At 55.7% G+C, this 20332-nt stretch carries 17 protein-coding genes, 6 tRNA genes and 3 rRNA genes; 19 read left to right on the top strand and 7 right to left on the bottom strand.

Going from position 1 to position 20332, the window contains the following annotated elements:
- Positions 1–56 precede the first annotated feature (56 nt).
- The 5 genes from C4J84_RS23355 to hemJ all read right to left on the bottom strand — a co-directional run bounded on the left by C4J84_RS23355 (position 57) and on the right by hemJ (position 3738).
- Positions 57–395, bottom strand: coding sequence for a histidine triad nucleotide-binding protein (locus C4J84_RS23355; protein WP_124372030.1), 339 nt, complete (start codon positions 393–395; stop codon positions 57–59).
- Between the two features lie 45 nt (positions 396–440).
- Positions 441–1229, bottom strand: a complete 789-nt coding sequence (locus tag C4J84_RS23350) for an SDR family oxidoreductase (RefSeq protein ID WP_124368539.1) — start codon at positions 1227–1229, stop codon at positions 441–443.
- Positions 1230–1291: 62 nt separating this feature from the next.
- On the bottom strand, positions 1292–2254 hold the full coding sequence (locus tag C4J84_RS23345) for a DUF805 domain-containing protein (protein ID WP_124368538.1): 963 nt from the start codon (positions 2252–2254) through the stop codon (positions 1292–1294).
- A 69-nt stretch (positions 2255–2323) separates the two neighbouring features.
- Positions 2324–3286, bottom strand: a complete 963-nt coding sequence (locus C4J84_RS23340) for a nitronate monooxygenase family protein (protein WP_124372029.1) — start codon at positions 3284–3286, stop codon at positions 2324–2326.
- Between the two features lie 23 nt (positions 3287–3309).
- Entirely contained in the window at positions 3310–3738 is a 429-nt protein-coding gene (gene hemJ, locus C4J84_RS23335) for a protoporphyrinogen oxidase HemJ (RefSeq protein WP_124368536.1), read from the bottom strand.
- A gap of 135 nt (positions 3739–3873) precedes the next feature.
- Between hemJ and argC the strand changes: the two genes are divergently transcribed.
- Positions 3874–4908 carry an N-acetyl-gamma-glutamyl-phosphate reductase gene (gene argC / locus C4J84_RS23330; protein ID WP_010206935.1) on the top strand — a complete coding sequence of 345 codons (1035 nt, stop codon included), beginning with the start codon at positions 3874–3876 and terminating at the stop codon, positions 4906–4908.
- 165 nt (positions 4909–5073) lie between these two features.
- Positions 5074–5424, top strand: coding sequence for an iron-sulfur cluster insertion protein ErpA (gene erpA / locus C4J84_RS23325; protein ID WP_003176443.1), 351 nt, complete (start codon positions 5074–5076; stop codon positions 5422–5424).
- A gap of 75 nt (positions 5425–5499) precedes the next feature.
- Here the strand turns inward: erpA and C4J84_RS23320 are convergent, their stop codons facing one another.
- Both C4J84_RS23320 and C4J84_RS23315 read right to left on the bottom strand, forming a co-directional pair.
- Positions 5500–6591 (bottom strand): anhydro-N-acetylmuramic acid kinase, encoded by a 1092-nt coding sequence (locus tag C4J84_RS23320; protein ID WP_124372028.1) that lies wholly within the window; start codon positions 6589–6591, stop codon positions 5500–5502.
- A gap of 3 nt (positions 6592–6594) precedes the next feature.
- A complete protein-coding gene (locus tag C4J84_RS23315; RefSeq protein WP_124365211.1) occupies positions 6595–8007 on the bottom strand; it encodes a peptidoglycan DD-metalloendopeptidase family protein in 1413 nt (470 codons plus the stop codon).
- Positions 8008–8215: 208 nt separating this feature from the next.
- Between C4J84_RS23315 and tyrS the strand changes: the two genes are divergently transcribed.
- From tyrS to rplA, 17 genes are all read left to right on the top strand, one after another.
- The gene (gene tyrS / locus C4J84_RS23305) at positions 8216–9415 is read left to right on the top strand and encodes a tyrosine--tRNA ligase (protein ID WP_124364620.1); all 1200 of its coding nucleotides are present in this window, start codon (positions 8216–8218) and stop codon (positions 9413–9415) included.
- A 497-nt stretch (positions 9416–9912) separates the two neighbouring features.
- A 16S ribosomal RNA gene (locus tag C4J84_RS23295) occupies positions 9913–11449 on the top strand.
- An 82-nt stretch (positions 11450–11531) separates the two neighbouring features.
- A tRNA-Ile gene (locus tag C4J84_RS23290) sits at positions 11532–11608 on the top strand.
- A 30-nt stretch (positions 11609–11638) separates the two neighbouring features.
- Positions 11639–11714, top strand: a tRNA-Ala gene (locus tag C4J84_RS23285).
- A gap of 249 nt (positions 11715–11963) precedes the next feature.
- A 23S ribosomal RNA gene (locus tag C4J84_RS23280) occupies positions 11964–14855 on the top strand.
- A gap of 157 nt (positions 14856–15012) precedes the next feature.
- A 5S ribosomal RNA gene (gene rrf / locus C4J84_RS23275) occupies positions 15013–15128 on the top strand.
- The 16S, 23S and 5S rRNA genes sit together here with 2 tRNA genes alongside, the layout of an rRNA operon.
- Before the next feature lie 159 nt (positions 15129–15287).
- Positions 15288–16244, top strand: a complete 957-nt coding sequence (gene birA / locus C4J84_RS23270; protein WP_124372027.1) for a bifunctional biotin--[acetyl-CoA-carboxylase] ligase/biotin operon repressor BirA — start codon at positions 15288–15290, stop codon at positions 16242–16244.
- A complete protein-coding gene (locus tag C4J84_RS23265) occupies positions 16234–16983 on the top strand; it encodes a pantothenate kinase (RefSeq protein ID WP_124436164.1) in 750 nt (249 codons plus the stop codon). The genes birA and C4J84_RS23265 overlap by 11 nt, the downstream gene beginning before the upstream one ends.
- A gap of 7 nt (positions 16984–16990) precedes the next feature.
- Positions 16991–17437, top strand: coding sequence for a hypothetical protein (locus C4J84_RS23260; protein ID WP_124364617.1), 447 nt, complete (start codon positions 16991–16993; stop codon positions 17435–17437).
- 141 nt (positions 17438–17578) lie between these two features.
- Positions 17579–17663, top strand: a tRNA-Tyr gene (locus C4J84_RS23255).
- A 23-nt stretch (positions 17664–17686) separates the two neighbouring features.
- Positions 17687–17760: transfer RNA gene (locus tag C4J84_RS23250), tRNA-Gly, on the top strand.
- A gap of 26 nt (positions 17761–17786) precedes the next feature.
- Positions 17787–17862: transfer RNA gene (locus tag C4J84_RS23245), tRNA-Thr, on the top strand.
- 163 nt (positions 17863–18025) lie between these two features.
- Positions 18026–18101, top strand: a tRNA-Trp gene (locus tag C4J84_RS23240).
- A gap of 45 nt (positions 18102–18146) precedes the next feature.
- Positions 18147–18515 (top strand): preprotein translocase subunit SecE, encoded by a 369-nt coding sequence (gene secE / locus C4J84_RS23235; RefSeq protein ID WP_005791990.1) that lies wholly within the window; start codon positions 18147–18149, stop codon positions 18513–18515.
- A 9-nt stretch (positions 18516–18524) separates the two neighbouring features.
- Positions 18525–19058 (top strand): transcription termination/antitermination protein NusG, encoded by a 534-nt coding sequence (gene nusG, locus C4J84_RS23230; protein WP_003176436.1) that lies wholly within the window; start codon positions 18525–18527, stop codon positions 19056–19058.
- 116 nt (positions 19059–19174) lie between these two features.
- Positions 19175–19606, top strand: a complete 432-nt coding sequence (gene rplK, locus C4J84_RS23225) for a 50S ribosomal protein L11 (protein WP_003176435.1) — start codon at positions 19175–19177, stop codon at positions 19604–19606.
- Positions 19606–20301: a 50S ribosomal protein L1 gene (rplA, locus tag C4J84_RS23220; protein WP_003232403.1), complete on the top strand. Its 696-nt coding sequence runs from the start codon at positions 19606–19608 to the stop codon at positions 20299–20301. Before rplK ends, rplA begins: the two co-directional genes overlap by 1 nt.
- Positions 20302–20332: the final 31 nt, after the last annotated feature.

Raw genomic sequence — 20332 nt, 5'->3', positions numbered from 1 at the left:
CAGTTTACCGCAAGAGAGGACGGCGCGTTTGCGCTGAGTCAATTTGCCCTGCGCACTCAGCCCGGTGGCCAGTTCATCTGGCGCTGACCCAGCACATGCATATGAATGTGGTAAACGGTCTGCCCGCCGTCTTCGTTGCAGTTCATCACCACGCGGAAGCCTTTTTCGCAGCCTAGTTCCACCGCCAGGCGCTGGGCGGTGAACAGGATATGGCCAGCCAGGGCTTTGTCGTCTTCGGTCAGGTCATTGAGGGTGCGAATGGGCTTTTTCGGGATGACCAGAAAATGGACCGGCGCCTGTGGGGCGATGTCGTGGAAAGCCAGGACATGGTCATCTTCATAGATGATGTTCGCGGGTATTTCCCGGTTGATGATCTTGGTGAACAGAGTATCCACAGCTGTTTCTCCAGGGTGAAAGTGAAGGTGAGTGTACTCAAGCGGTCAACGCGGGCAATAGGCCTTGTTGATGGCGCCGGCAATTTTGCGGGTCAGCCAGCGCGGGCTCAGACGTGGGCTGAATGCCAGCCAGCGGTTGCGCCGTCCGGGGATGATAATGGCCTTGTTCTTTTCCAGCGCACGCACGGTATAGAGCGCGACTTCTTCGGGACTCATCAACTGTTGGCTGCGGTCGAGCTTTGCGGTGTCCATTTGCGCGGTACCGAAGAAGGCGGTGCGCGTGGGGCCTGGGCACAGCACCGAGACCTTGATGCCACAGGTCTTCAGTTCCTCGCGCAAGCCTTCGGAAAAATGCAGCACATAGGCTTTGCTTGCGTAGTAGCTGCTCATCCACGGGCCTGGCTGGAAGGCGGCGACCGAGGCCACGTTGAGAATTTGCCCGCCGCCGTGCAATGCCATGGCGTTGCCCAACGCATGGCACATGCGGGTCAGGGCGAGGATGTTGACTTCGATCAGGTCCTGCTCGGTCATCCAGTCCTGGGCCAGGAACGGCCCGCTGGTGCCGATACCGGCGCAGTTGACCAGCAGGTCGATCTGCCGCTCACCTTCTTCGAGTTCCAGCAAAAAACCCGACAACCGCAGCGGCTCGCCAAGGTCACAGGCGCGAAACAGCACCTCGACGCCGAAACGCTGAGTCAATTCGATCGCAATGCTTTCCAACTGATCACGCTGGCGGGCCACCAGAATCAAGCTGCGGCCACGTCGGGCCAGGGCTTCGGCCAAAGCCAGGCCGATACCGCTGGAGGCACCGGTGATCAGAGCGTAACGGGTCATGCCTTTCTCCATCGCAACGCCGCCGGCCTGTGACAGAGGCATCACAGGCGGCGGGCGTTTCTTCACTGTTCTGGAGAGTCTACAGGTTCGGCCGCGTCGTCAGCACTTTGCGCGGCGTCTTCATCACCGATGACGCTTTGGTCGGCATCTTCATCGGTGCTCAGGGAGCTGCTTTCATAGCTGCTGCCCATGTTGGCTTCGAGTTGGTCCAGATAGCCGTTCATGCCCAGGGTGACCACGACGATGAGCATCAACGGGATAAACGCCAGCCACAACGAAGCCAGGATTTTAACCGCTGTGGAGTTGCGGGGTGGGGGCGCACCGTACTGGTTGGCGCCAGTGTTACCCGGCAGTACCAGCAGCAGCAGAGGGAAAACGCTGTTCACCAGCGGCACCAGGTTCAGCAAGTACAGCCAGCCAGACCAACCCAGGTCGTGCAGGCGCTGCACGCCGATTTGCACGCTTACCACGACGAGCGCAACGAACAGTGCAAAGCCCAGCAGCGAGCCGAGAATGATCGCGATCGTTGGCGAGGCAGTGGCCACCGCGAAACCCACGGTGCTGATGATGCCTGCAGCCACAAGCATCGCGACGGTCAGTGCCAGCGTCCAGGCGAGATAGCGCAGGCGACCGATACGCCCGTGGATAGTGAAGACCTTGAGCGTGGCGTACTCGGGCAAGTTATCACCGACCGCAGCGCGTGGCGGTGCGTAAGGCGATGCGGCGGTATGCGAGAAGTCCGAGGCCGATGCGCCTGTTTCGTGGGTTTCGGCAAGGCTGAAAGCCACGGGTTGTTCGGCTTCGATACGTGCCTCGACCCCGGCGTTTTGCAAGGCGGTGAGGTAGGTGTCGGCATCGGCGCGGGACAGATCGCGCTTGAGCGCGACCGGGCGGCCGGTGAAAAGCTTTTCGATCGCTTCGACATCGCTCTTGAACAGCTCGGCGAGGTTCAGTTTGGCGGTGGTGCTTTCGACACCCGGGCGCAAGGCTCCGTCGAACACAATCTTGAAACGGCTGTCGCTCATGCGGGCATCCTTGTCACTTGATCAGGGGAGGGTATGCAGGCTGCCCAATCGGCAGGCCTGGTATTTGGTTCAACGTGGCCAGCGTAATTGTGCCGAGTTTTCGCGTGCCTGGCGGTATTGCGCATCCAGTCGCGCGACGAGTTCATCCACGCTCGGCAAATCATTGATCTCACCGACGCCTTGGCCGGCAGACCATACAGTCTTCCATGCTTTGGCCTCATCGCTCAACGGTTTGAGCTTGGAACCGAGGTTGACCTCGCCTTTGCCTTGAAGGGCAGCGAGATCAAAACCGGCGTTTTCCAGGCTCTGGCGCATAAAGCTTGCAGGTACGCCGGAAACAGCCGGAGTGTGCACGATGTCGGCGGCGCGCGCTGTGAGCAGCATCTCTTTATACGCATCCGGGGCATGGCTTTCGGTGGTACCGATAAAGCGCGTGCCGAGATACGCCAGGTCTGCGCCGAGCACCTGGGCGGCGAGAATCTCCCGACCATGGTTGAGACAGCCGGCCAGCAACAAGGTTTTGTCGAAGAACTGGCGTATCTCGGCAACCAGCGCAAACGGGCTCCAGGTGCCGGCGTGCCCCCCTGCGCCGGCGGCGACCGCGATCAAGCCGTCGACGCCCGCTTCAGCGGCTTTTTCGGCATGGCGACGAGTAGTTACGTCATGAAACACCAGGCCGCCGTAGCTGTGCACGGCATCGACCAGTTCCTTCACCGCACCGAGGCTGGTGATAACGATGGGTACTTTGTGCTCGACGCAGATCGCCAGGTCGGCCGCCAGTCGTGGGTTACTGTTGTGCACGATCAGGTTGACGGCATAGGGCGCCGGGTTATCCAACAGCGCCAGGCCGGCTTCGATTTCCTCCAGCCAGGCCCTGAAGCCGCTGCTTTCGCGTTGATTGAGTGCCGGGAAACTGCCGACGACCCCGTTGCGGCAGCAGGCCAGCACCAGTTGCGGGTTGGAAATCAGGAACATCGGCGCAGCCACCACAGGCAGGCGCAGACGTTGTTCAAGCAGGGCGGGCAGCGACATTGGAGATTCCCCGGGTAATGACGTTAAAACGGTTTGACCACGACCAGAATTACGACCGCCAGCAATATCAGAACGGGCACTTCATTGAACCAGCGATAAAAGACATGGCTGCGGGTGTTTTCGCCACGGGCGAAGCGTTTTACCTGCGCGCCACACATGTGGTGGTAGCCGATCAGCAGGACGACCAGGGTGAGTTTGGCGTGGATCCACGCGCCCGATTGGAAGATACCGGGGTTGAGCACCAGCAACCAGATGCCGAAGACCAGCGTGGCAACCATCGCCGGGCCCATGATGCCCCGGTACAGCTTGCGCTCCATGACGCTGAAGCGCTCCTTGCTGACGGTGTCTTCACTTTGGGCGTGGTAGACAAACAGGCGTGGCAGGTAGAACAGCCCGGCAAACCAGCAGACGATGCTGACGATATGGAAGGCTTTGACCCATAGATAGAGCATTTTTAGTAATTCCCAGGTTCACGGTAGCGAAGATAGTAGTAGCTCATGCGCCCGTACGTCACGTTGGCGGTTGTCGCAGGGCGATACGGCCCCTATTATCGACGGCTTTCCAGTGGGTTCGTTGAGGGCAGGTTTATGGTCAAGGTCGGTATCGTCGGCGGCACGGGTTACACCGGTGTCGAATTGCTGCGTCTGTTGGCTCAGCATCCGCAGGCTGAGGTGGTGGTCATCACTTCACGCTCCGAGGCTGGCCTGGCCGTGGCCGATATGTACCCGAACCTGCGAGGCCACTACGACGGCCTGGCCTTCAGCGTGCCGGACATCAAGACGTTGGGCGCCTGCGATGTGGTGTTCTTCGCCACGCCTCACGGTGTTGCGCACGCGCTGGCCGGCGAGCTGTTGGCGGCGGGCACCAAGGTTATCGATCTGTCGGCGGACTTCCGCCTGCAAGATGCCGATGAGTGGGCCAAGTGGTACGGCCAGCCCCACGGCGCGCCAGAGTTACTGGAGGAGGCGGTGTACGGCTTGCCGGAAGTCAATCGTGAGCAGATCAAGCAAGCCCGCCTGATCGCGGTGCCGGGTTGCTATCCGACTGCGACCCAGCTGGGTTTCCTGCCGCTGCTGGAGGCCGGCTTGGCGGATGCTTCGCGTCTGATCGCGGACTGCAAGTCGGGCGTCAGCGGTGCTGGTCGTGGGGCCGCAGTGGGCTCGCTGTACTCCGAGACGTCGGAAAGCATGAAAGCCTATGCGGTAAAAGGGCATCGTCACCTGCCTGAAATTCGCCAGGGGTTGCGCCGTGCTGCGGGTAAGGACGTGGGCCTGACCTTCGTACCGCACCTGACGCCGATGATCCGTGGGATCCACTCCACGTTGTACGCGACCGTTGTCGATCGCTCGGTAGACCTGCAGGCATTGTTCGAAAAGCGTTATGCCAACGAACCGTTCGTCGATGTGATGCCGGCGGGCAGCCATCCGGAAACCCGTAGCGTGCGGGGCGCCAACGTGTGCCGGATTGCGGTGCATCGTCCGCAGGATGGCGACCTGGTGGTGGTGTTGTCGGTGATCGATAACCTGGTCAAGGGCGCATCGGGCCAGGCGGTGCAGAACATGAACATCCTGTTTGGTCTGGATGAGAAGTTGGGCTTGTCCCATGCGGGCATGTTGCCTTAAGGCGTTCGCCCTGATGCGCAAAAGGCCCGTAAGTCGGGCCTTTTGTATTTTTACGGGGTGCAACGCAGATTGATATACCGTAACAATAGTTGACCGCTTTTCTAGGAGAAGCGGATAATACCGGCCATTACGCATATGGCGGCGCTACGCCGGGAGATTATCAGCATGAGCGTTGAATCCTTCACCCCCACGGCTTTGCAATTCACCCACGGTGCTGCGCACAAGGTGAAGAGCCTGGTCGATGAAGAGGGTAATGATCGCTTGAAGCTGCGCGTATTCGTTACGGGCGGCGGTTGTTCAGGGTTTCAGTACGGTTTTACCTTCGATGAAGATGTGGCCGATGACGACACCATCGTTGAGCGCGAGGGCGTGAGCCTGGTCGTTGATCCGATGAGCTTCCAGTACCTGGCGGGTGCTGAAGTGGATTACCAGGAAGGGCTCGAGGGGTCGCGTTTCGTGATCAAGAACCCTAACGCTACGACGACCTGTGGTTGTGGGTCGTCGTTCTCGATCTGATCGGAAGGCTAATCTGCACGCATAAAAAACGCCGCTTGGCTTTGATAGGCCAAGCGGCGTTTTGCTGCCTGGAGATCAGGCCGGGTAGATCGCGCCCAGCACGCGCAGCCCGCGAGCACCTGTGACGCTAGGGCGGTTCGCGGCGATGCCTTCCAGGCAGCAGTGGGCCAGCCAGGCGAAGGCCATGGCTTCCACCCAGTCCGGGTCTACGCCATAGAGCGCGGTGCTACTGACCTGTGTGGACGGTAGCAGCGCGGCCAATCGATTCATCAGCGTCCCGTTGTGGGCGCCGCCGCCGCATATCAACAGGGTTTCTGTCTGAGGTTGGGCGCTTTGCAGGGATTCGACGATGGTCAGGCTGGTCAGCTCCAGCAATGTGGCTTGCACGTCCTCGGGAAGAAACGCTGGCAGCCCGTCGAGATGTTGCTGCAGCCAACGCAGATTGAAAACTTCCCGGCCGGTACTTTTCGGGCCTTTGGTCGCGAAAAAAGGGTCGCTGAGCAGCGTGTTGAGTAACTGCGGCTGAACCTTGCCGCTGGCTGCCCATTGCCCGTCACGATCAAAGTGTTCGCCACGTTGATGATGAATCCACGCGTCCAGCAAGACATTACCCGGGCCGCAGTCGAAGCCCGATACCGGCCTGCCGGTTTCTATCAGGCTCAGGTTGCTGAAACCGCCGACATTCAACACCGCACGCTTGCCGGTACTTTCACCGAACAGCGCCTCGTGGAAGGCAGGTACCAAGGGTGCGCCCTGACCGCCTGCGGCTACGTCGCGGCTGCGGAAGTCACTGACCACCGTGATGCCAGTCAGCTCGGTGAGCAACGCAGGATTGCCGATCTGTACCGTAAAACCTCGGGCAGGTTCATGGCGGATGGTCTGCCCATGGCTGCCAATCGCGCGGATGTCCTGGGGTGTGAGGTTTTGCTGGTCCAGCAAAGCGCGGATGCCTTGAGCGGCGAGTGTCACCCAGGATTGCTGGGCGATTGCCGAACGGGCGATCTCATCCGGGCCGCTGGCGCACAGGCTTAGCAGCTCGGCGCGCAGAGGGGCAGGCATGGGGATGTAATGGGTGGCGATCAGACTGATCGCCGAATCTTGTTCGATAAGGGCGATATCCAGGCCATCGAGACTGGTCCCGGACATCACACCGATATAACGCGGCATGCCTTAACGCTTCGCCGAAGCCAGCAGGGTGGAGCGCTCCTGATCCATACGGGCCATCAGTGGCTGGCTTTGTTGCATGAAGCGCGCGCGTTCTGCTTTGGCGATCGGGTCGGCCATCGGGAGTTTCTGGCCCAATGGATCAACGTGTACTCCGTTGACCTGGAATTCATAATGCAAGTGCGGCCCGGTGGACAGGCCGGTCGTGCCGATGTAACCGATCACTTGCCCCTGCTTCACGTTGCCACCGGTTTTGACGCCCTTGGCAAACCCTTGCATGTGGCCATACAGCGTACGGTAGGTGTTGCCGTGCTGAATGATCACTGTGTTGCCGTAACCACCGCGACGCCCGGCCAACAGAACCTTACCGTCGCCAGCTGCCTTGATTGGCGTGCCACGGGGAGCGGCATAGTCGACACCTTTGTGAGCGCGGATTTTGTTCAGAATTGGATGCTTGCGACCCATGGAGAAACGCGAGCTAATACGAGCGAAGTCCACCGGTGTACGGATGAACGCCTTGCGCATGCTATTGCCATCTGCGGTGTAGTAACTGCTGTTGCCCTGTTTGTTGGTATAGCGCACTGCGGTGTAGGTTTTGCCGCGGTTGGTAAAGCGCGCAGACAGGATGTTGCCGGTGCCGACCACTTTGCCGTTGGCAACTTTCTGCTCGTAGATCACATCGAATTCGTCACCCTGGCGAATGTCCTGGGCGAAGTCGATGTCGTAGCCAAACACGCTGGCCATATCCATGGTCATGCTGTGGGACAGGCCGGCGCGGGCGGCGGATTGCGACAGCGAGCTATTGATCACGCCGTGTACGTAGGCTGAGCGCATGACCGGTTTGGTGGTGATGCGATTGAAGGCAAAACCCTTTGCGCCTTTGCTCAGGCTGATGCTTTCCAGGTCATTGATATTGGTGTGCAGGTTGTTCAACTGGCCATCGGGCGTCAGTTCGAACTCAAGCTTCTGCCCATGTTTGAGCTGGGTGAATTGCTTGGCTTGCTTATCGGTGGCCAGGACGTCATTGACGGTGGCGGCAGGCAATCCAACCTTTTCGAACAGCGTTGACAGCGTGTCACCTTTACTCACGATCACTTCGCGGTGCTGAGGACTCTTGGCTGCAACTGCTGCGGGCTTTTCCTGGGCGGCTTCCTGAGTCTCTTCAGGCGTGTTTTCAATCTGTGCGAACGGAGACTCAGCAGGGGTATTTGTGGCTTGTTGAGCGTCGGAAGCGTCTTGATCTTGTGTCAGTTGCTCAACAGGGCTTTCCAGGTCGAGGCTTAGGGATGTTCGTTTGGCTTCTACGTCACTGGAAGGGAATACCAGGAGTGCCAGGCTGAGAAGGGCGGCGATACCACTTGCGGCGAGCAGGTGGGTCTTCGGGTAAAGCGGCGGCGCTTTAGACGGTTCAGTGGTCATAGGTATTTTGACTTTGAAGATGAAATGGAAAAGATGAATGACATGATGAAGATGAAATAACTGTATAAAATATAACCAAATCATCTGTGGCGCAAGCTCGCGAACGCTGGGCTTGTGCAATGGTGTCCGTGCGCAGGGCAAAACTTGTAATTAGTCCCTGATCTTGTATGGTTGGTTCCCTTTTGAATCTGAGCCTTGCGGGTCTGTTATGAAGTCGGTTGAAGAGCAGCTAGCGCTGATAAAACGTGGTGCGGAAGAACTGTTGGTCGAAGCTGAGCTGGTCGAAAAGCTCAAGCGTGGCCAACCCCTGCGTATTAAGGCCGGCTTTGACCCAACCGCGCCGGATCTGCATCTTGGCCATACCGTGCTTATTAATAAGCTGCGTCAGTTCCAGGAGCTGGGTCATCAAGTCATCTTCCTTATCGGTGACTTCACCGGGATGATCGGCGACCCGAGCGGCAAGAGCGCAACGCGCCCGCCGCTCACTCGCGAGCAAGTGCTCGACAATGCCGAGACCTACAAGACCCAGGTATTCAAAATCCTTGATCCGGCCAAAACCGAGGTGGCATTCAACTCCACCTGGATGGACCAGATGGGGCCGGCGGACTTCATCCGCCTGACGTCGCAATACACCGTCGCGCGCATGCTCGAGCGCGATGACTTCGACAAGCGCTATTCCACCAATCAGCCGATCGCTATCCATGAGTTTCTTTACCCGTTGGTCCAGGGGTATGACTCGGTAGCTTTGCGCGCGGATGTCGAGCTGGGCGGGACGGATCAGAAGTTCAACCTGTTGATGGGGCGTGAGCTGCAGCGTGCCTATGGGCAGGAAGCTCAGTGCATTTTGACCATGCCGTTGCTGGAGGGGTTGGACGGCGTCAAGAAGATGTCCAAGTCGCTGGGCAACTATGTCGGCATCCAGGAAGCGCCGGGCGTGATGTACGGCAAGCTGGTTTCCATTCCGGATTCGTTGATGTGGCGTTACTTCGAGTTGCTGAGCTTCCGCTCGATGGATGAGATCAATGCGTTGCGTGCTGATGTGGAGGCAGGTGCAAACCCGCGTGATGTGAAGATCAAGCTGGCCGAAGAGATCGTGGCGCGTTTCCATGGTGAAGAGGCTGCGGCCAACGCTCACCGTGCGGCGGGTAATCGTATGAAGGATGGCGAGTTGCCGGACGACCTGCCGGAGATCGAGTTGACGGCGGCAGAGGCAATGCCGATCGCGGCTGTCCTTAATAAGGCGGGCCTGGTGAAGAACTCAGCGGTTGCCCGTGACCTTCTCGGTTCGGGCGGTGTGCGTATAGATGGTGAGGTGGTTGATCGCACCTTTATATACGAGCTGGGCGCGACTCATGTTTGCCAGGCGGGAAAGAAGGCATTTGCGCGTATCACGCTCAAATCCGAATAAGTCGTTAATAAGGGCTTGACGGCGAATTATATCGCTCTATAATTCGCCCCACTTCCGGCGCAGTCGAAACGGAAAACTCCTTGGTAAACAATGAGTTAAGTAGGTTTCGGCAGCAAGTTGCTTCAGTCCATCGAAGCCAAAAGGAAGTTGAAAAAGAGGTGTTGACAGCAGCGTGTAACGCTGTAGAATTCGCCTCCCGCTTACGAGAGATCGCAAGCGCAAGTGGTTGAAGTTGTTGAAGAAATCTTCGAAAACTTCTGAAAATAACCGCTTGACAGCAAATGAGGCTGCTGTAGAATGCGCGCCTCGGTTGAGACGAATAGCTCTTAACCAACCGCTCTTTAACAACTGAATCAAGCAATTCGTGTGGGTGCTTGTGGGGTCAGACTGATGGTCAACAAGATTATCAGCATCACAAGTTACTCCGCGAGAAATCAAAGATGTAACCAACGATTGCTGAGCCAAGTTTAGGGTTTCTTAAAAACCCAAAGATGTTTGAACTGAAGAGTTTGATCATGGCTCAGATTGAACGCTGGCGGCAGGCCTAACACATGCAAGTCGAGCGGTAGAGAGAAGCTTGCTTCTCTTGAGAGCGGCGGACGGGTGAGTAATGCCTAGGAATCTGCCTGGTAGTGGGGGATAACGTTCGGAAACGGACGCTAATACCGCATACGTCCTACGGGGGAAAGCAGGGGACCTTCGGGCCTTGCGCTATCAGATGAGCCTAGGTCGGATTAGCTAGTTGGTGAGGTAATGGCTCACCAAGGCGACGATCCGTAACTGGTCTGAGAGGATGATCAGTCACACTGGAACTGAGACACGGTCCAGACTCCTACGGGAGGCAGCAGTGGGGAATATTGGACAATGGGCGAAAGCCTGATCCAGCCATGCCGCGTGTGTGAAGAAGGTCTTCGGATTGTAAAGCACTTTAAGTTGGGAGGAAGGGCAGTTACCTAATACGTGATTGTTTTGACGTTACCGACAGAATAAGCACCGGCTAACTCTGTGCCAGCAGCCGCGGTAATACAGAGGGTGCAAGCGTTAATCGGAATTACTGGGCGTAAAGCGCGCGTAGGTGGTTTGTTAAGTTGGATGTGAAATCCCCGGGCTCAACCTGGGAACTGCATTCAAAACTGACTGACTAGAGTGTGGTAGAGGGTGGTGGAATTTCCTGTGTAGCGGTGAAATGCGTAGATATAGGAAGGAACACCAGTGGCGAAGGCGACCACCTGGACCAACACTGACACTGAGGTGCGAAAGCGTGGGGAGCAAACAGGATTAGATACCCTGGTAGTCCACGCCGTAAACGATGTCAACTAGCCGTTGGGAGCCTTGAGCTCTTAGTGGCGCAGCTAACGCATTAAGTTGACCGCCTGGGGAGTACGGCCGCAAGGTTAAAACTCAAATGAATTGACGGGGGCCCGCACAAGCGGTGGAGCATGTGGTTTAATTCGAAGCAACGCGAAGAACCTTACCAGGCCTTGACATCCAATGAACTTTCCAGAGATGGATTGGTGCCTTCGGGAACATTGAGACAGGTGCTGCATGGCTGTCGTCAGCTCGTGTCGTGAGATGTTGGGTTAAGTCCCGTAACGAGCGCAACCCTTGTCCTTAGTTACCAGCACGTTATGGTGGGCACTCTAAGGAGACTGCCGGTGACAAACCGGAGGAAGGTGGGGATGACGTCAAGTCATCATGGCCCTTACGGCCTGGGCTACACACGTGCTACAATGGTCGGTACAGAGGGTTGCCAAGCCGCGAGGTGGAGCTAATCCCAGAAAACCGATCGTAGTCCGGATCGCAGTCTGCAACTCGACTGCGTGAAGTCGGAATCGCTAGTAATCGCGAATCAGAATGTCGCGGTGAATACGTTCCCGGGCCTTGTACACACCGCCCGTCACACCATGGGAGTGGGTTGCACCAGAAGTAGCTAGTCTAACCTTCGGGAGGACGGTTACCACGGTGTGATTCATGACTGGGGTGAAGTCGTAACAAGGTAGCCGTAGGGGAACCTGCGGCTGGATCACCTCCTTAATCGACGACATCAGCTGCTCCATAAGTTCCCACACGAATTGCTTGATTCATTGAAGAAGACGAAAAGAAGCAGCCCGAAATTGGGTCTGTAGCTCAGTTGGTTAGAGCGCACCCCTGATAAGGGTGAGGTCGGCAGTTCGAATCTGCCCAGACCCACCAATTTTGTGTGGGAAACGCCTGTAGAAATACGGGGCCATAGCTCAGCTGGGAGAGCGCCTGCCTTGCACGCAGGAGGTCAACGGTTCGATCCCGTTTGGCTCCACCACTACTGCTTCTGTTTGTAGAAAGCTTAGAAATGAGCATTCCATCGTTGTGATGGTGAATGTTGATTTCTAGTCTTTGACTAGTTCGTTCTTTAAAAATTTGGGTATGTGATAGAAAGATAGACTGGACGTTACTTTCACTGGTAACGGCTCAGGCTAAGGTAAAATTTGTGAGTCGCTCTTAATTGAGTATGATCGAATTTTCGGCGAATGTTGTCTTCACAGTATAACCAGATTGCTTGGGGTTATATGGTCAAGTGAAGAAGCGCATACGGTGGATGCCTTGGCAGTCAGAGGCGATGAAAGACGTGGTAGCCTGCGAAAAGCTTCGGGGAGTCGGCAAACAGACTTTGATCCGGAGATGTCTGAATGGGGGAACCCAGCCATCATAAGATGGTTACCTTACACTGAATACATAGGTGTATGGAGCGAACCAGGGGAACTGAAACATCTAAGTACCCTGAGGAAAAGAAATCAACCGAGATTCCCTTAGTAGTGGCGAGCGAACGGGGACTAGCCCTTAAGTGGCTTTGAGATTAGCGGAACGCTCTGGAAAGTGCGGCCATAGTGGGTGATAGCCCTGTACGCGAAAATCTCTTAGTCATGAAATCGAGTAGGACGGAGCACGAGAAACTTTGTCTGAATATGGGGGGACCATCCTCCAAGGCTAAATACTACTGACTGACCGATAGTGAACTAGTACCGTGAGGGAAAGGCGAAAAGAACCCCGGAGAGGGGAGTGAAATAGATCCTGAAACCGTATGCGTACAAGCAGTGGGAGCCTACTTTGTTAGGTGACTGCGTACCTTTTGTATAATGGGTCAGCGACTTATTTTCAGTGGCGAGCTTAACCGAATAGGGGAGGCGTAGCGAAAGCGAGTCTTAATAGGGCGTCTAGTCGCTGGGAATAGACCCGAAACCGGGCGATCTATCCATGGGCAGGTTGAAGGTTGGGTAACACTAACTGGAGGACCGAACCGACTACCGTTGAAAAGTTAGCGGATGACCTGTGGATCGGAGTGAAAGGCTAATCAAGCTCGGAGATAGCTGGTTCTCCTCGAAAGCTATTTAGGTAGCGCCTCATGTATCACTGTAGGGGGTAGAGCACTGTTTCGGCTAGGGGGTCATCCCGACTTACCAAACCGATGCAAACTCCGAATACCTACAAGTGCCGAGCATGGGAGACACACGGCGGGTGCTAACGTCCGTCGTGAAAAGGGAAACAACCCAGACCGTCAGCTAAGGTCCCAAAGTTATGGTTAAGTGGGAAACGATGTGGGAAGGCTTAGACAGCTAGGAGGTTGGCTTAGAAGCAGCCACCCTTTAAAGAAAGCGTAATAGCTCACTAGTCGAGTCGGCCTGCGCGGAAGATGTAACGGGGCTCAAACCATACACCGAAGCTACGGGTATCACGCAAGTGATGCGGTAGAGGAGCGTTCTGTAAGCCTGTGAAGGTGAGTTGAGAAGCTTGCTGGAGGTATCAGAAGTGCGAATGCTGACATGAGTAACGACAATGGGTGTGAAAAACACCCACGCCGAAAGACCAAGGTTTCCTGCGCAACGTTAATCGACGCAGGGTTAGTCGGTCCCTAAGGCGAGGCTGAAAAGCGTAGTCGATGGAAAACAGGTTAATATTCCTGTACTTCTGGTTATTGCGATGGAGGGACGGAGAAGGCTAGGCCAGCTTGGCGTTGGTTGTCCAAGTTTAAGGTGGTAGGCTGGAATCTTAGGTAAATCCGGGATTCTAAGGCCGAGAGCTGATGACGAGTTGTCTTTTAGACGACGAAGTGGTTGATGCCATGCTTCCAAGAAAAGCTTCTAAGCTTCAGGTAACCAGGAACCGTACCCCAAACCGACACAGGTGGTTGGGTAGAGAATACCAAGGCGCTTGAGAGAACTCGGGTGAAGGAACTAGGCAAAATGGCACCGTAACTTCGGGAGAAGGTGCGCCGGTGAGGGTGAAGGACTTGCTCCGTAAGCTCATGCCGGTCGAAGATACCAGGCCGCTGCGACTGTTTATTAAAAACACAGCACTCTGCAAACACGAAAGTGGACGTATAGGGTGTGACGCCTGCCCGGTGCCGGAAGGTTAATTGATGGGGTTAGCTAACGCGAAGCTCTTGATCGAAGCCCCGGTAAACGGCGGCCGTAACTATAACGGTCCTAAGGTAGCGAAATTCCTTGTCGGGTAAGTTCCGACCTGCACGAATGGCGTAACGATGGCGGCGCTGTCTCCACCCGAGACTCAGTGAAATTGAAATCGCTGTGAAGATGCAGTGTATCCGCGGCTAGACGGAAAGACCCCGTGAACCTTTACTATAGCTTTGCACTGGACTTTGAATTTGCTTGTGTAGGATAGGTGGGAGGCTTTGAAGCGTGGACGCCAGTTCGCGTGGAGCCAACCTTGAAATACCACCCTGGCAACTTTGAGGTTCTAACTCAGGTCCGTTATCCGGATCGAGGACAGTGTATGGTGGGTAGTTTGACTGGGGCGGTCTCCTCCTAAAGAGTAACGGAGGAGTACGAAGGTGCGCTCAGACCGGTCGGAAATCGGTCGTAGAGTATAAAGGCAAAAGCGCGCTTGACTGCGAGACAGACACGTCGAGCAGGTACGAAAGTAGGTCTTAGTGATCCGGTGGTTCTGTATGGAAGGGCCATCGCTCAACGGATAAAAGGTACTCCGGGGATAACAGGCTGATACCGCCCAAGAGTTCATATCGACGGCGGTGTTTGGCACCTCGATGTCGGCTCATCACATCCTGGGGCTGAAGCCGGTCCCAAGGGTATGGCTGTTCGCCATTTAAAGTGGTACGCGAGCTGGGTTTAGAACGTCGTGAGACAGTTCGGTCCCTATCTGCCGTGGACGTTTGAGATTTGAGAGGGGCTGCTCCTAGTACGAGAGGACCGGAGTGGACGAACCTCTGGTGTTCCGGTTGTCACGCCAGTGGCATTGCCGGGTAGCTATGTTCGGAATAGATAACCGCTGAAAGCATCTAAGCGGGAAACTAGCCTCAAGATGAGATCTCACTGGGACCTTGAGTCCCCTGAAGGGCCGTCGAAGACTACGACGTTGATAGGTTGGGTGTGTAAGCGCTGTGAGGCGTTGAGCTAACCAATACTAATTGCCCGTGAGGCTTGACCATATAACACCCAAGCAATTTGACTACTCGAGAGAGCATCAGATTGCGGTGTGTGAAGACGCAATGAACCGAAAGTTCGATGCTCACAAAACACCGACTTCTATCCCATACCCAATTTGCTGAAGCGAGGCCACATGGCCACGACTCAGTACCCGAATTTCTTGACGACCATAGAGCATTGGAACCACCTGATCCCATCCCGAACTCAGTAGTGAAACGATGCATCGCCGATGGTAGTGTGGGGTTTCCCCATGTGAGAGTAGGTCATCGTCAAGATTAAATTCCGAAACCCCATTTGCGAAAGCAGATGGGGTTTTGTTTTGGTCGGTCGAAAAGTGCCAGGGGTATATATCTCCGGCTGGGGATGTGCGGCCTTTCTATGCAATGCCTCTTCGCATGGCTATTATGCGTGCCTCATTGTGAGGCGATACCTGCATGCTTACGCTGTTAGAACTTCTGAAAGATGGCCGATTCCATTCCGGAGAGGCGCTGGGTGCCGCCCTGGGCGTTAGCCGCAGTGCCGTGTGGAAGCAGCTTCAGCTTCTTGAGGCTGAATTGAATCTGCCTATTCATAAGGTGCGTGGTAAGGGATACCAGCTAGCATCGCCGCTGGTATTTTTGAATGCAGAAGAAATTACGCGAAGTGTGCCTTCGTTGCCGTGGCCTATCCACATTCATGACTCGATTGATTCCACCAACGCTGAGGCGTTGCGCTTGGTGGGTGCCGCGCAAGCCGCGCCGGTTCTGGTATTGGCTGAGCAGCAAACAGCCGGCCGGGGCAGGCGTGGCCGAAAGTGGGTCAGTCCATTCGCCCAAAACATCTATTACAGTCTCGTGCTGCGTATTGAGGATGGCCTCGGGCAATTGGAGGGCTTGAGTCTTGTGGTGGGTTTGGCGGTCATCCAGGCTTTGCGAGAGTCGGGTGTGCAGGGCGCAGTCTTGAAATGGCCAAACGACGTACTGGTCGGGCAGAAGAAGATTGCTGGAATATTGCTGGAGTTGGTGGGGGATCCGGCAGACATCTGTCACGTGGTTGTCGGCATCGGCATCAACGTGAATATGCAGAAGGCCGAGGTTGACCAGCAATGGACGTCGGTACAGCTTGAGACGGGTTCTGCTGCTGATCGTAATGCCTTGGTGGCCCAAGTCAGCTTGCAGCTCCAGCGCTACCTGGATCGGCACAGGGAGTCTGGCTTTTCAGCTCTCCAGGAGGAGTGGGAGAGCAATCATGCATGGCAAGGGCGAGCGGTATCGCTTATCGCCGGTGTGAGTCGTATTGATGGAGTGGTACTCGGTGTTGACCGTCAAGGTGCGTTGCGCTTGAGCGTTGACGGTGTTGAGAAAACTTACAGCGGCGGTGAGCTAAGCCTGAGGTTGCGTGATGATTCTTGAGCTCGACTGTGGGAATAGCTTTATCAAATGGCGAGTGCTGGGTGTCGACAGGGTGGCCGCCGTGGCGGAGGGCGTTGTCGGTTCGAATCTCGCATTGATTGAAAGCCTGAATGCGGTGCCGGATATGTCGCTCACCCGTTGCCGGCTGGTGAGCGTTCGTGCGCTGGAGGAAACAAACAAGCTGGTCGAGACATTGGTCCAGGCTTTTGGCATCACTGTTTCGTGCGCGACATCGGCTGCGCAGATGGCGGGCGTTCGCAATGGCTATGACGATTTCGAACGGCTTGGTCTTGATCGTTGGCTGGCGATCCTTGGTGGGTACAAGTTGGCGTCAGGCGCTTGCCTGGTGCTGGATTTTGGCACTGCGGCGACTGCCGATTTTATCGATGCCGATGGCAAACACTTGGGAGGTTTCATTTGTCCAGGTCTGCCTCTTATGCGCAACCAGCTGCGCACGCATACCCGCAAGATACGCTACGACGATGCTGCTGCTGAGCGTGCTCTGGAACGTCTAACGCCTGGACGTACAACCGCCGAGGCGGTCGAGCGTGGCTGTACACTGATGCTAAGGGGGTTTGTGTTGACACAGATCGAGCTTGCCAGAAGTTATTGGGGAGATGACTTCACGGTGTTCCTGACCGGTGGAGATGCTGACCTAGTGTTCGACGCTGTGCCGCAGGCGCGGCTTGTTCCTGATCTGGTATTTATTGGTCTGGCAATGGCATGTCCGTTGTTATGAGGTGTTTATGCGTTGGCTGTTCCTGCTTCTACTGATCCTCAACGTCTTTTATTACATATGGCATCAGCAAGAGGCGCCATTGCGCGCCAAGGACGTCACCCCCCTGAGCCTTTATCGTGGCTCCCAGCAGGACATACGATTGCTGAGTGAATCTTCCGAAACGATGGCTCGGAGAGATCGTGCAAAAACGCCCGACACGCAAAATTCCTGCCTGTACATCGGAGGATTTACCGATCAGCGTCAGGCGCAAGCTGTCGAGCAGCGCCTCACCAGCCTGGATATAAAGGTCAAGGTGCAGTTGCTGAACATGCCTGAGGCCAGCGGTTACTGGCTTCGAGTGGCCCCTGAAAGCAGGCGCTTGGCGGATGATCTGCCCTTTGAAAACCTTGCTAAGGAATTCAATGAGTTAAAACACAAAATAATGCTGTGCGAAGGCATTGCAACTCTCGAATAGTTTGCATAGAATGGCGCCCGCTTCGCAGTGAAGACCTTCAGAGGCTTTGGTGTGAAGCGACGTCAATGCAGCTAACCTCATAATTTAAATGAGAAAATGCTTGACAGAAGGTCGGCGTGATGTAAAATGCCGGCTCGCTTAGGAGGGGTTCCCGAGCGGCCAAAGGGATCAGACTGTAAATCTGACGTCTACGACTTCGAAGGTTCGAATCCTTCCCCCTCCACCATTTTAGCGTGAGCTGCAAGCTCCGCGGGTATAGTTTAGTGGTAGAACCTCAGCCTTCCAAGCTGATGATGCGGGTTCGATTCCCGCTACCCGCTCCAAGTTTGCAGGTTGTGCACGGTGTTTTGCTCTTGTAGCTCAGTTGGTAGAGCACACCCTTGGTAAGGGTGAGGTCAGCGGTTCAAATCCGCTCAAGAGCTCCATATAACAAGGCAGATATGAAAATATCTGCCTTTGTTTTAACGGCTGCCTCGGCTTGTATCATGTTGTTTCTGGCGTTGGTTGTCAGTTGATTTCAAGTCTGTTGGGGTTGGTTGTTGTAAAGTCTTTTTCAGGCCTGCATAATGGTCGGCCTGATTTTGTTTTAGGTCAGTAGCTCAATTGGCAGAGCGACGGTCTCCAAAACCGTAGGTTGGGGGTTCGATTCCCTCCTGACCTGCCAGATTCACGTGGTGTGTCTGGCTTTCTTTTCACAGGATCTTCATAGATGACTCCTAAGGCTGAAGCTCAAAGCTCTCGTTTCGATCTGTTCAAGTGGCTCGCTGTAGTCGCCTTGGTGGTCGTAGGCGTTGTTGGCAATCAGTACTATTCTGCTTCGCCGATCCTGTACCGCGTTCTCGCTTTGCTTGCCCTTGCTGCTGTAGCTGCCTTTGTAGGTCTGCAGACCGCTAAAGGCAAGTCTTTCGCGGTCCTGGTAAAGGAAGCTCGCACCGAAATTCGTAAAGTCGTTTGGCCGACTCGCCAAGAAACCACACAGACCACATTGATTGTCGTGGCTGTCGTTCTGGTTATGGCGTTGCTGTTGTGGGGGCTCGATTCCCTGCTCGGCTGGCTTGTTTCCTTGATTGTTGGCTAAGGGTGTCCCGTGGCTAAGCGTTGGTACGTTGTGCATGCTTACTCGGGTTACGAGAAGCATGTTATGCGCTCTTTGCTGGAGCGCGTAAAGCTGGCAGGCATGGAAGATGGCTTCGGCGAAATTCTGGTTCCCACTGAAGAAGTGGTTGAAATGCGGAATGGTCAGAAGCGCAAGAGTGAACGCAAGTTCTTCCCTGGCTACGTGCTGGTACAGATGGACATGAACGAAGGTACTTGGCACTTGGTCAAGGATACTCCTCGTGTCATGGGTTTCATTGGCGGTACCGCTGATAAGCCTGCGCCGATCACTGACAAAGAGGCGGAAGCAATTCTGCGTCGTGTTGCTGACGGTAGCGACAAGCCTAAGCCGAAGACGTTGTTCGAGCCGGGTGAGGTTGTTCGTGTTACAGACGGTCCGTTCGCTGATTTCAACGGCACTGTCGAAGAGGTTAACTACGAAAAGAGCCGGATCCAAGTGGCAGTGCTCATTTTCGGTCGCTCTACTCCGGTAGAGTTGGAGTTCAGTCAGGTCGAGAAGGTCTAACTGAGCAAGCATCCCAACCCCGCAGCTTAGGCTGTGGGGTTTTGTCGTCACTGGGATAAACGCGCAAGTAACCGGGGAGCCTTTCGAGGCGTTCGAACCCGTAATTGGAGTGCCTCATGGCCAAGAAGATTACCGCTTACATCAAGCTGCAAGTGAAGGCCGCTCAGGCCAACCCTAGCCCACCCGTCGGCCCAGCTCTGGGTCAGCACGGCGTGAACATCATGGAATTCTGCAAGGCTTTCAACGCCCGTACTCAGGGTCTTGAGCCAGGTCTGCCGACTCCAGTGATCATCACTGTATACAGCGACCGTAGCTTCACTTTCGAAACCAAGTCGACTCCGGCTTCGGTTCTTCTGAAGAAAGCTGCCGGTCTGACTAGCGGTTCCGCTCGTCCGAACACCGTTAAGGTTGGCACCGTAACTCGTGCTCAGCTGGAAGAAATCGCGAAAACCAAAAACGCGGATCTGACTGCAGCTGATATGGATGCAGCCGTGCGTACCATCGCCGGTTCTGCTCGTAGCATGGGCCTTAACGTGGAGGGTGTGTAATGGCTAAGCTGACCAAGCGCCAAAAGGCTATCGCTGGCAAAATCGAAGCGGGCAAGGCCTACAATTTTGTAGACGCTGCTGCTCTGCTGACCGAGCTGTCGACTGTCAAGTTCAGCGAGTCCGTTGACGTTGCTGTGAACCTGGGTGTTGACCCACGTAAATCCGACCAGGTCGTTCGTAGCGCTACTGTGCTGCCACACGGTACTGGCAAGACCGTACGTGTTGCCGTTTTCACCCAAGGCCCGGCTGCTGAAGCTGCTCTGGCCGCCGGCGCCGATCGCGTTGGCATGGACGACCTGGCTGCCGAAATGAAAGGCGGCGACCTGAACTATGACGTCGTTATTGCCTCCCCGGATGCAATGCGCGTTGTAGGTCAGTTGGGTCAGATCCTGGGTCCACGCGGCCTGATGCCTAACCCTAAAGTCGGCACCGTAACGCCAGACGTGGCTACCGCGGTTAAAAACGCCAAGGCTGGTCAGGTTCGTTATCGCACCGACAAAAACGGCATCATTCACACCTCCGTTGGCAAAGTCGGCTTCGATGCCGTCAAGCTGAAGGAAAACGTTGAAGCCCTGATCGCTGATCTGAAGCGTATCAAGCCTGCTTCCTCGAAAGGTATCTACGTCAAGCGCGTTACCCTGAGCACCACTATGGGCCCAGGTCTGGTCATCGACCAAGGCTCGCTGGACGTATAAGACACAGGTTGGCGCAAGTGATTGCGCCAAT

The sequence above is a fragment of the Pseudomonas sp. R11-23-07 genome (assembly GCF_003852295.1).
In the GTDB taxonomy this organism is placed as follows: domain Bacteria; phylum Pseudomonadota; class Gammaproteobacteria; order Pseudomonadales; family Pseudomonadaceae; genus Aquipseudomonas.
Note: the sequence above shows the minus strand (reverse complement) of the source record. Positions and strands in the feature narration are given on the sequence as shown.

Bases quoted from the DNA above. Each gene is read 5' to 3' on its own strand.
- tyrS (WP_124364620.1), top strand. From the start codon at position 8,216: ATGAAGTCGGTTGAAGAGCAGCTAGCGCTGATAAAACGTGGTGCGGAA.
- erpA (WP_003176443.1), top strand. From the start codon at position 5,074: ATGAGCGTTGAATCCTTCACCCCCACGGCTTTGCAATTCACCCACGGT.
- hemJ (WP_124368536.1), bottom strand. From the start codon at position 3,738: ATGCTCTATCTATGGGTCAAAGCCTTCCATATCGTCAGCATCGTCTGC.
- C4J84_RS23260 (WP_124364617.1), top strand. From the start codon at position 16,991: ATGCGTTGGCTGTTCCTGCTTCTACTGATCCTCAACGTCTTTTATTAC.
- argC (WP_010206935.1), top strand. From the start codon at position 3,874: ATGGTCAAGGTCGGTATCGTCGGCGGCACGGGTTACACCGGTGTCGAA.
- birA (WP_124372027.1), top strand. From the start codon at position 15,288: ATGCTTACGCTGTTAGAACTTCTGAAAGATGGCCGATTCCATTCCGGA.
- C4J84_RS23315 (WP_124365211.1), bottom strand. From the start codon at position 8,007: ATGACCACTGAACCGTCTAAAGCGCCGCCGCTTTACCCGAAGACCCAC.
- C4J84_RS23350 (WP_124368539.1), bottom strand. From the start codon at position 1,229: ATGACCCGTTACGCTCTGATCACCGGTGCCTCCAGCGGTATCGGCCTG.
- secE (WP_005791990.1), top strand. From the start codon at position 18,147: ATGACTCCTAAGGCTGAAGCTCAAAGCTCTCGTTTCGATCTGTTCAAG.
- rplK (WP_003176435.1), top strand. From the start codon at position 19,175: ATGGCCAAGAAGATTACCGCTTACATCAAGCTGCAAGTGAAGGCCGCT.
- C4J84_RS23320 (WP_124372028.1), bottom strand. From the start codon at position 6,591: ATGCCGCGTTATATCGGTGTGATGTCCGGGACCAGTCTCGATGGCCTG.
- C4J84_RS23340 (WP_124372029.1), bottom strand. From the start codon at position 3,286: ATGTCGCTGCCCGCCCTGCTTGAACAACGTCTGCGCCTGCCTGTGGTG.
- C4J84_RS23345 (WP_124368538.1), bottom strand. From the start codon at position 2,254: ATGAGCGACAGCCGTTTCAAGATTGTGTTCGACGGAGCCTTGCGCCCG.
- rplA (WP_003232403.1), top strand. From the start codon at position 19,606: ATGGCTAAGCTGACCAAGCGCCAAAAGGCTATCGCTGGCAAAATCGAA.
- C4J84_RS23265 (WP_124436164.1), top strand. From the start codon at position 16,234: ATGATTCTTGAGCTCGACTGTGGGAATAGCTTTATCAAATGGCGAGTG.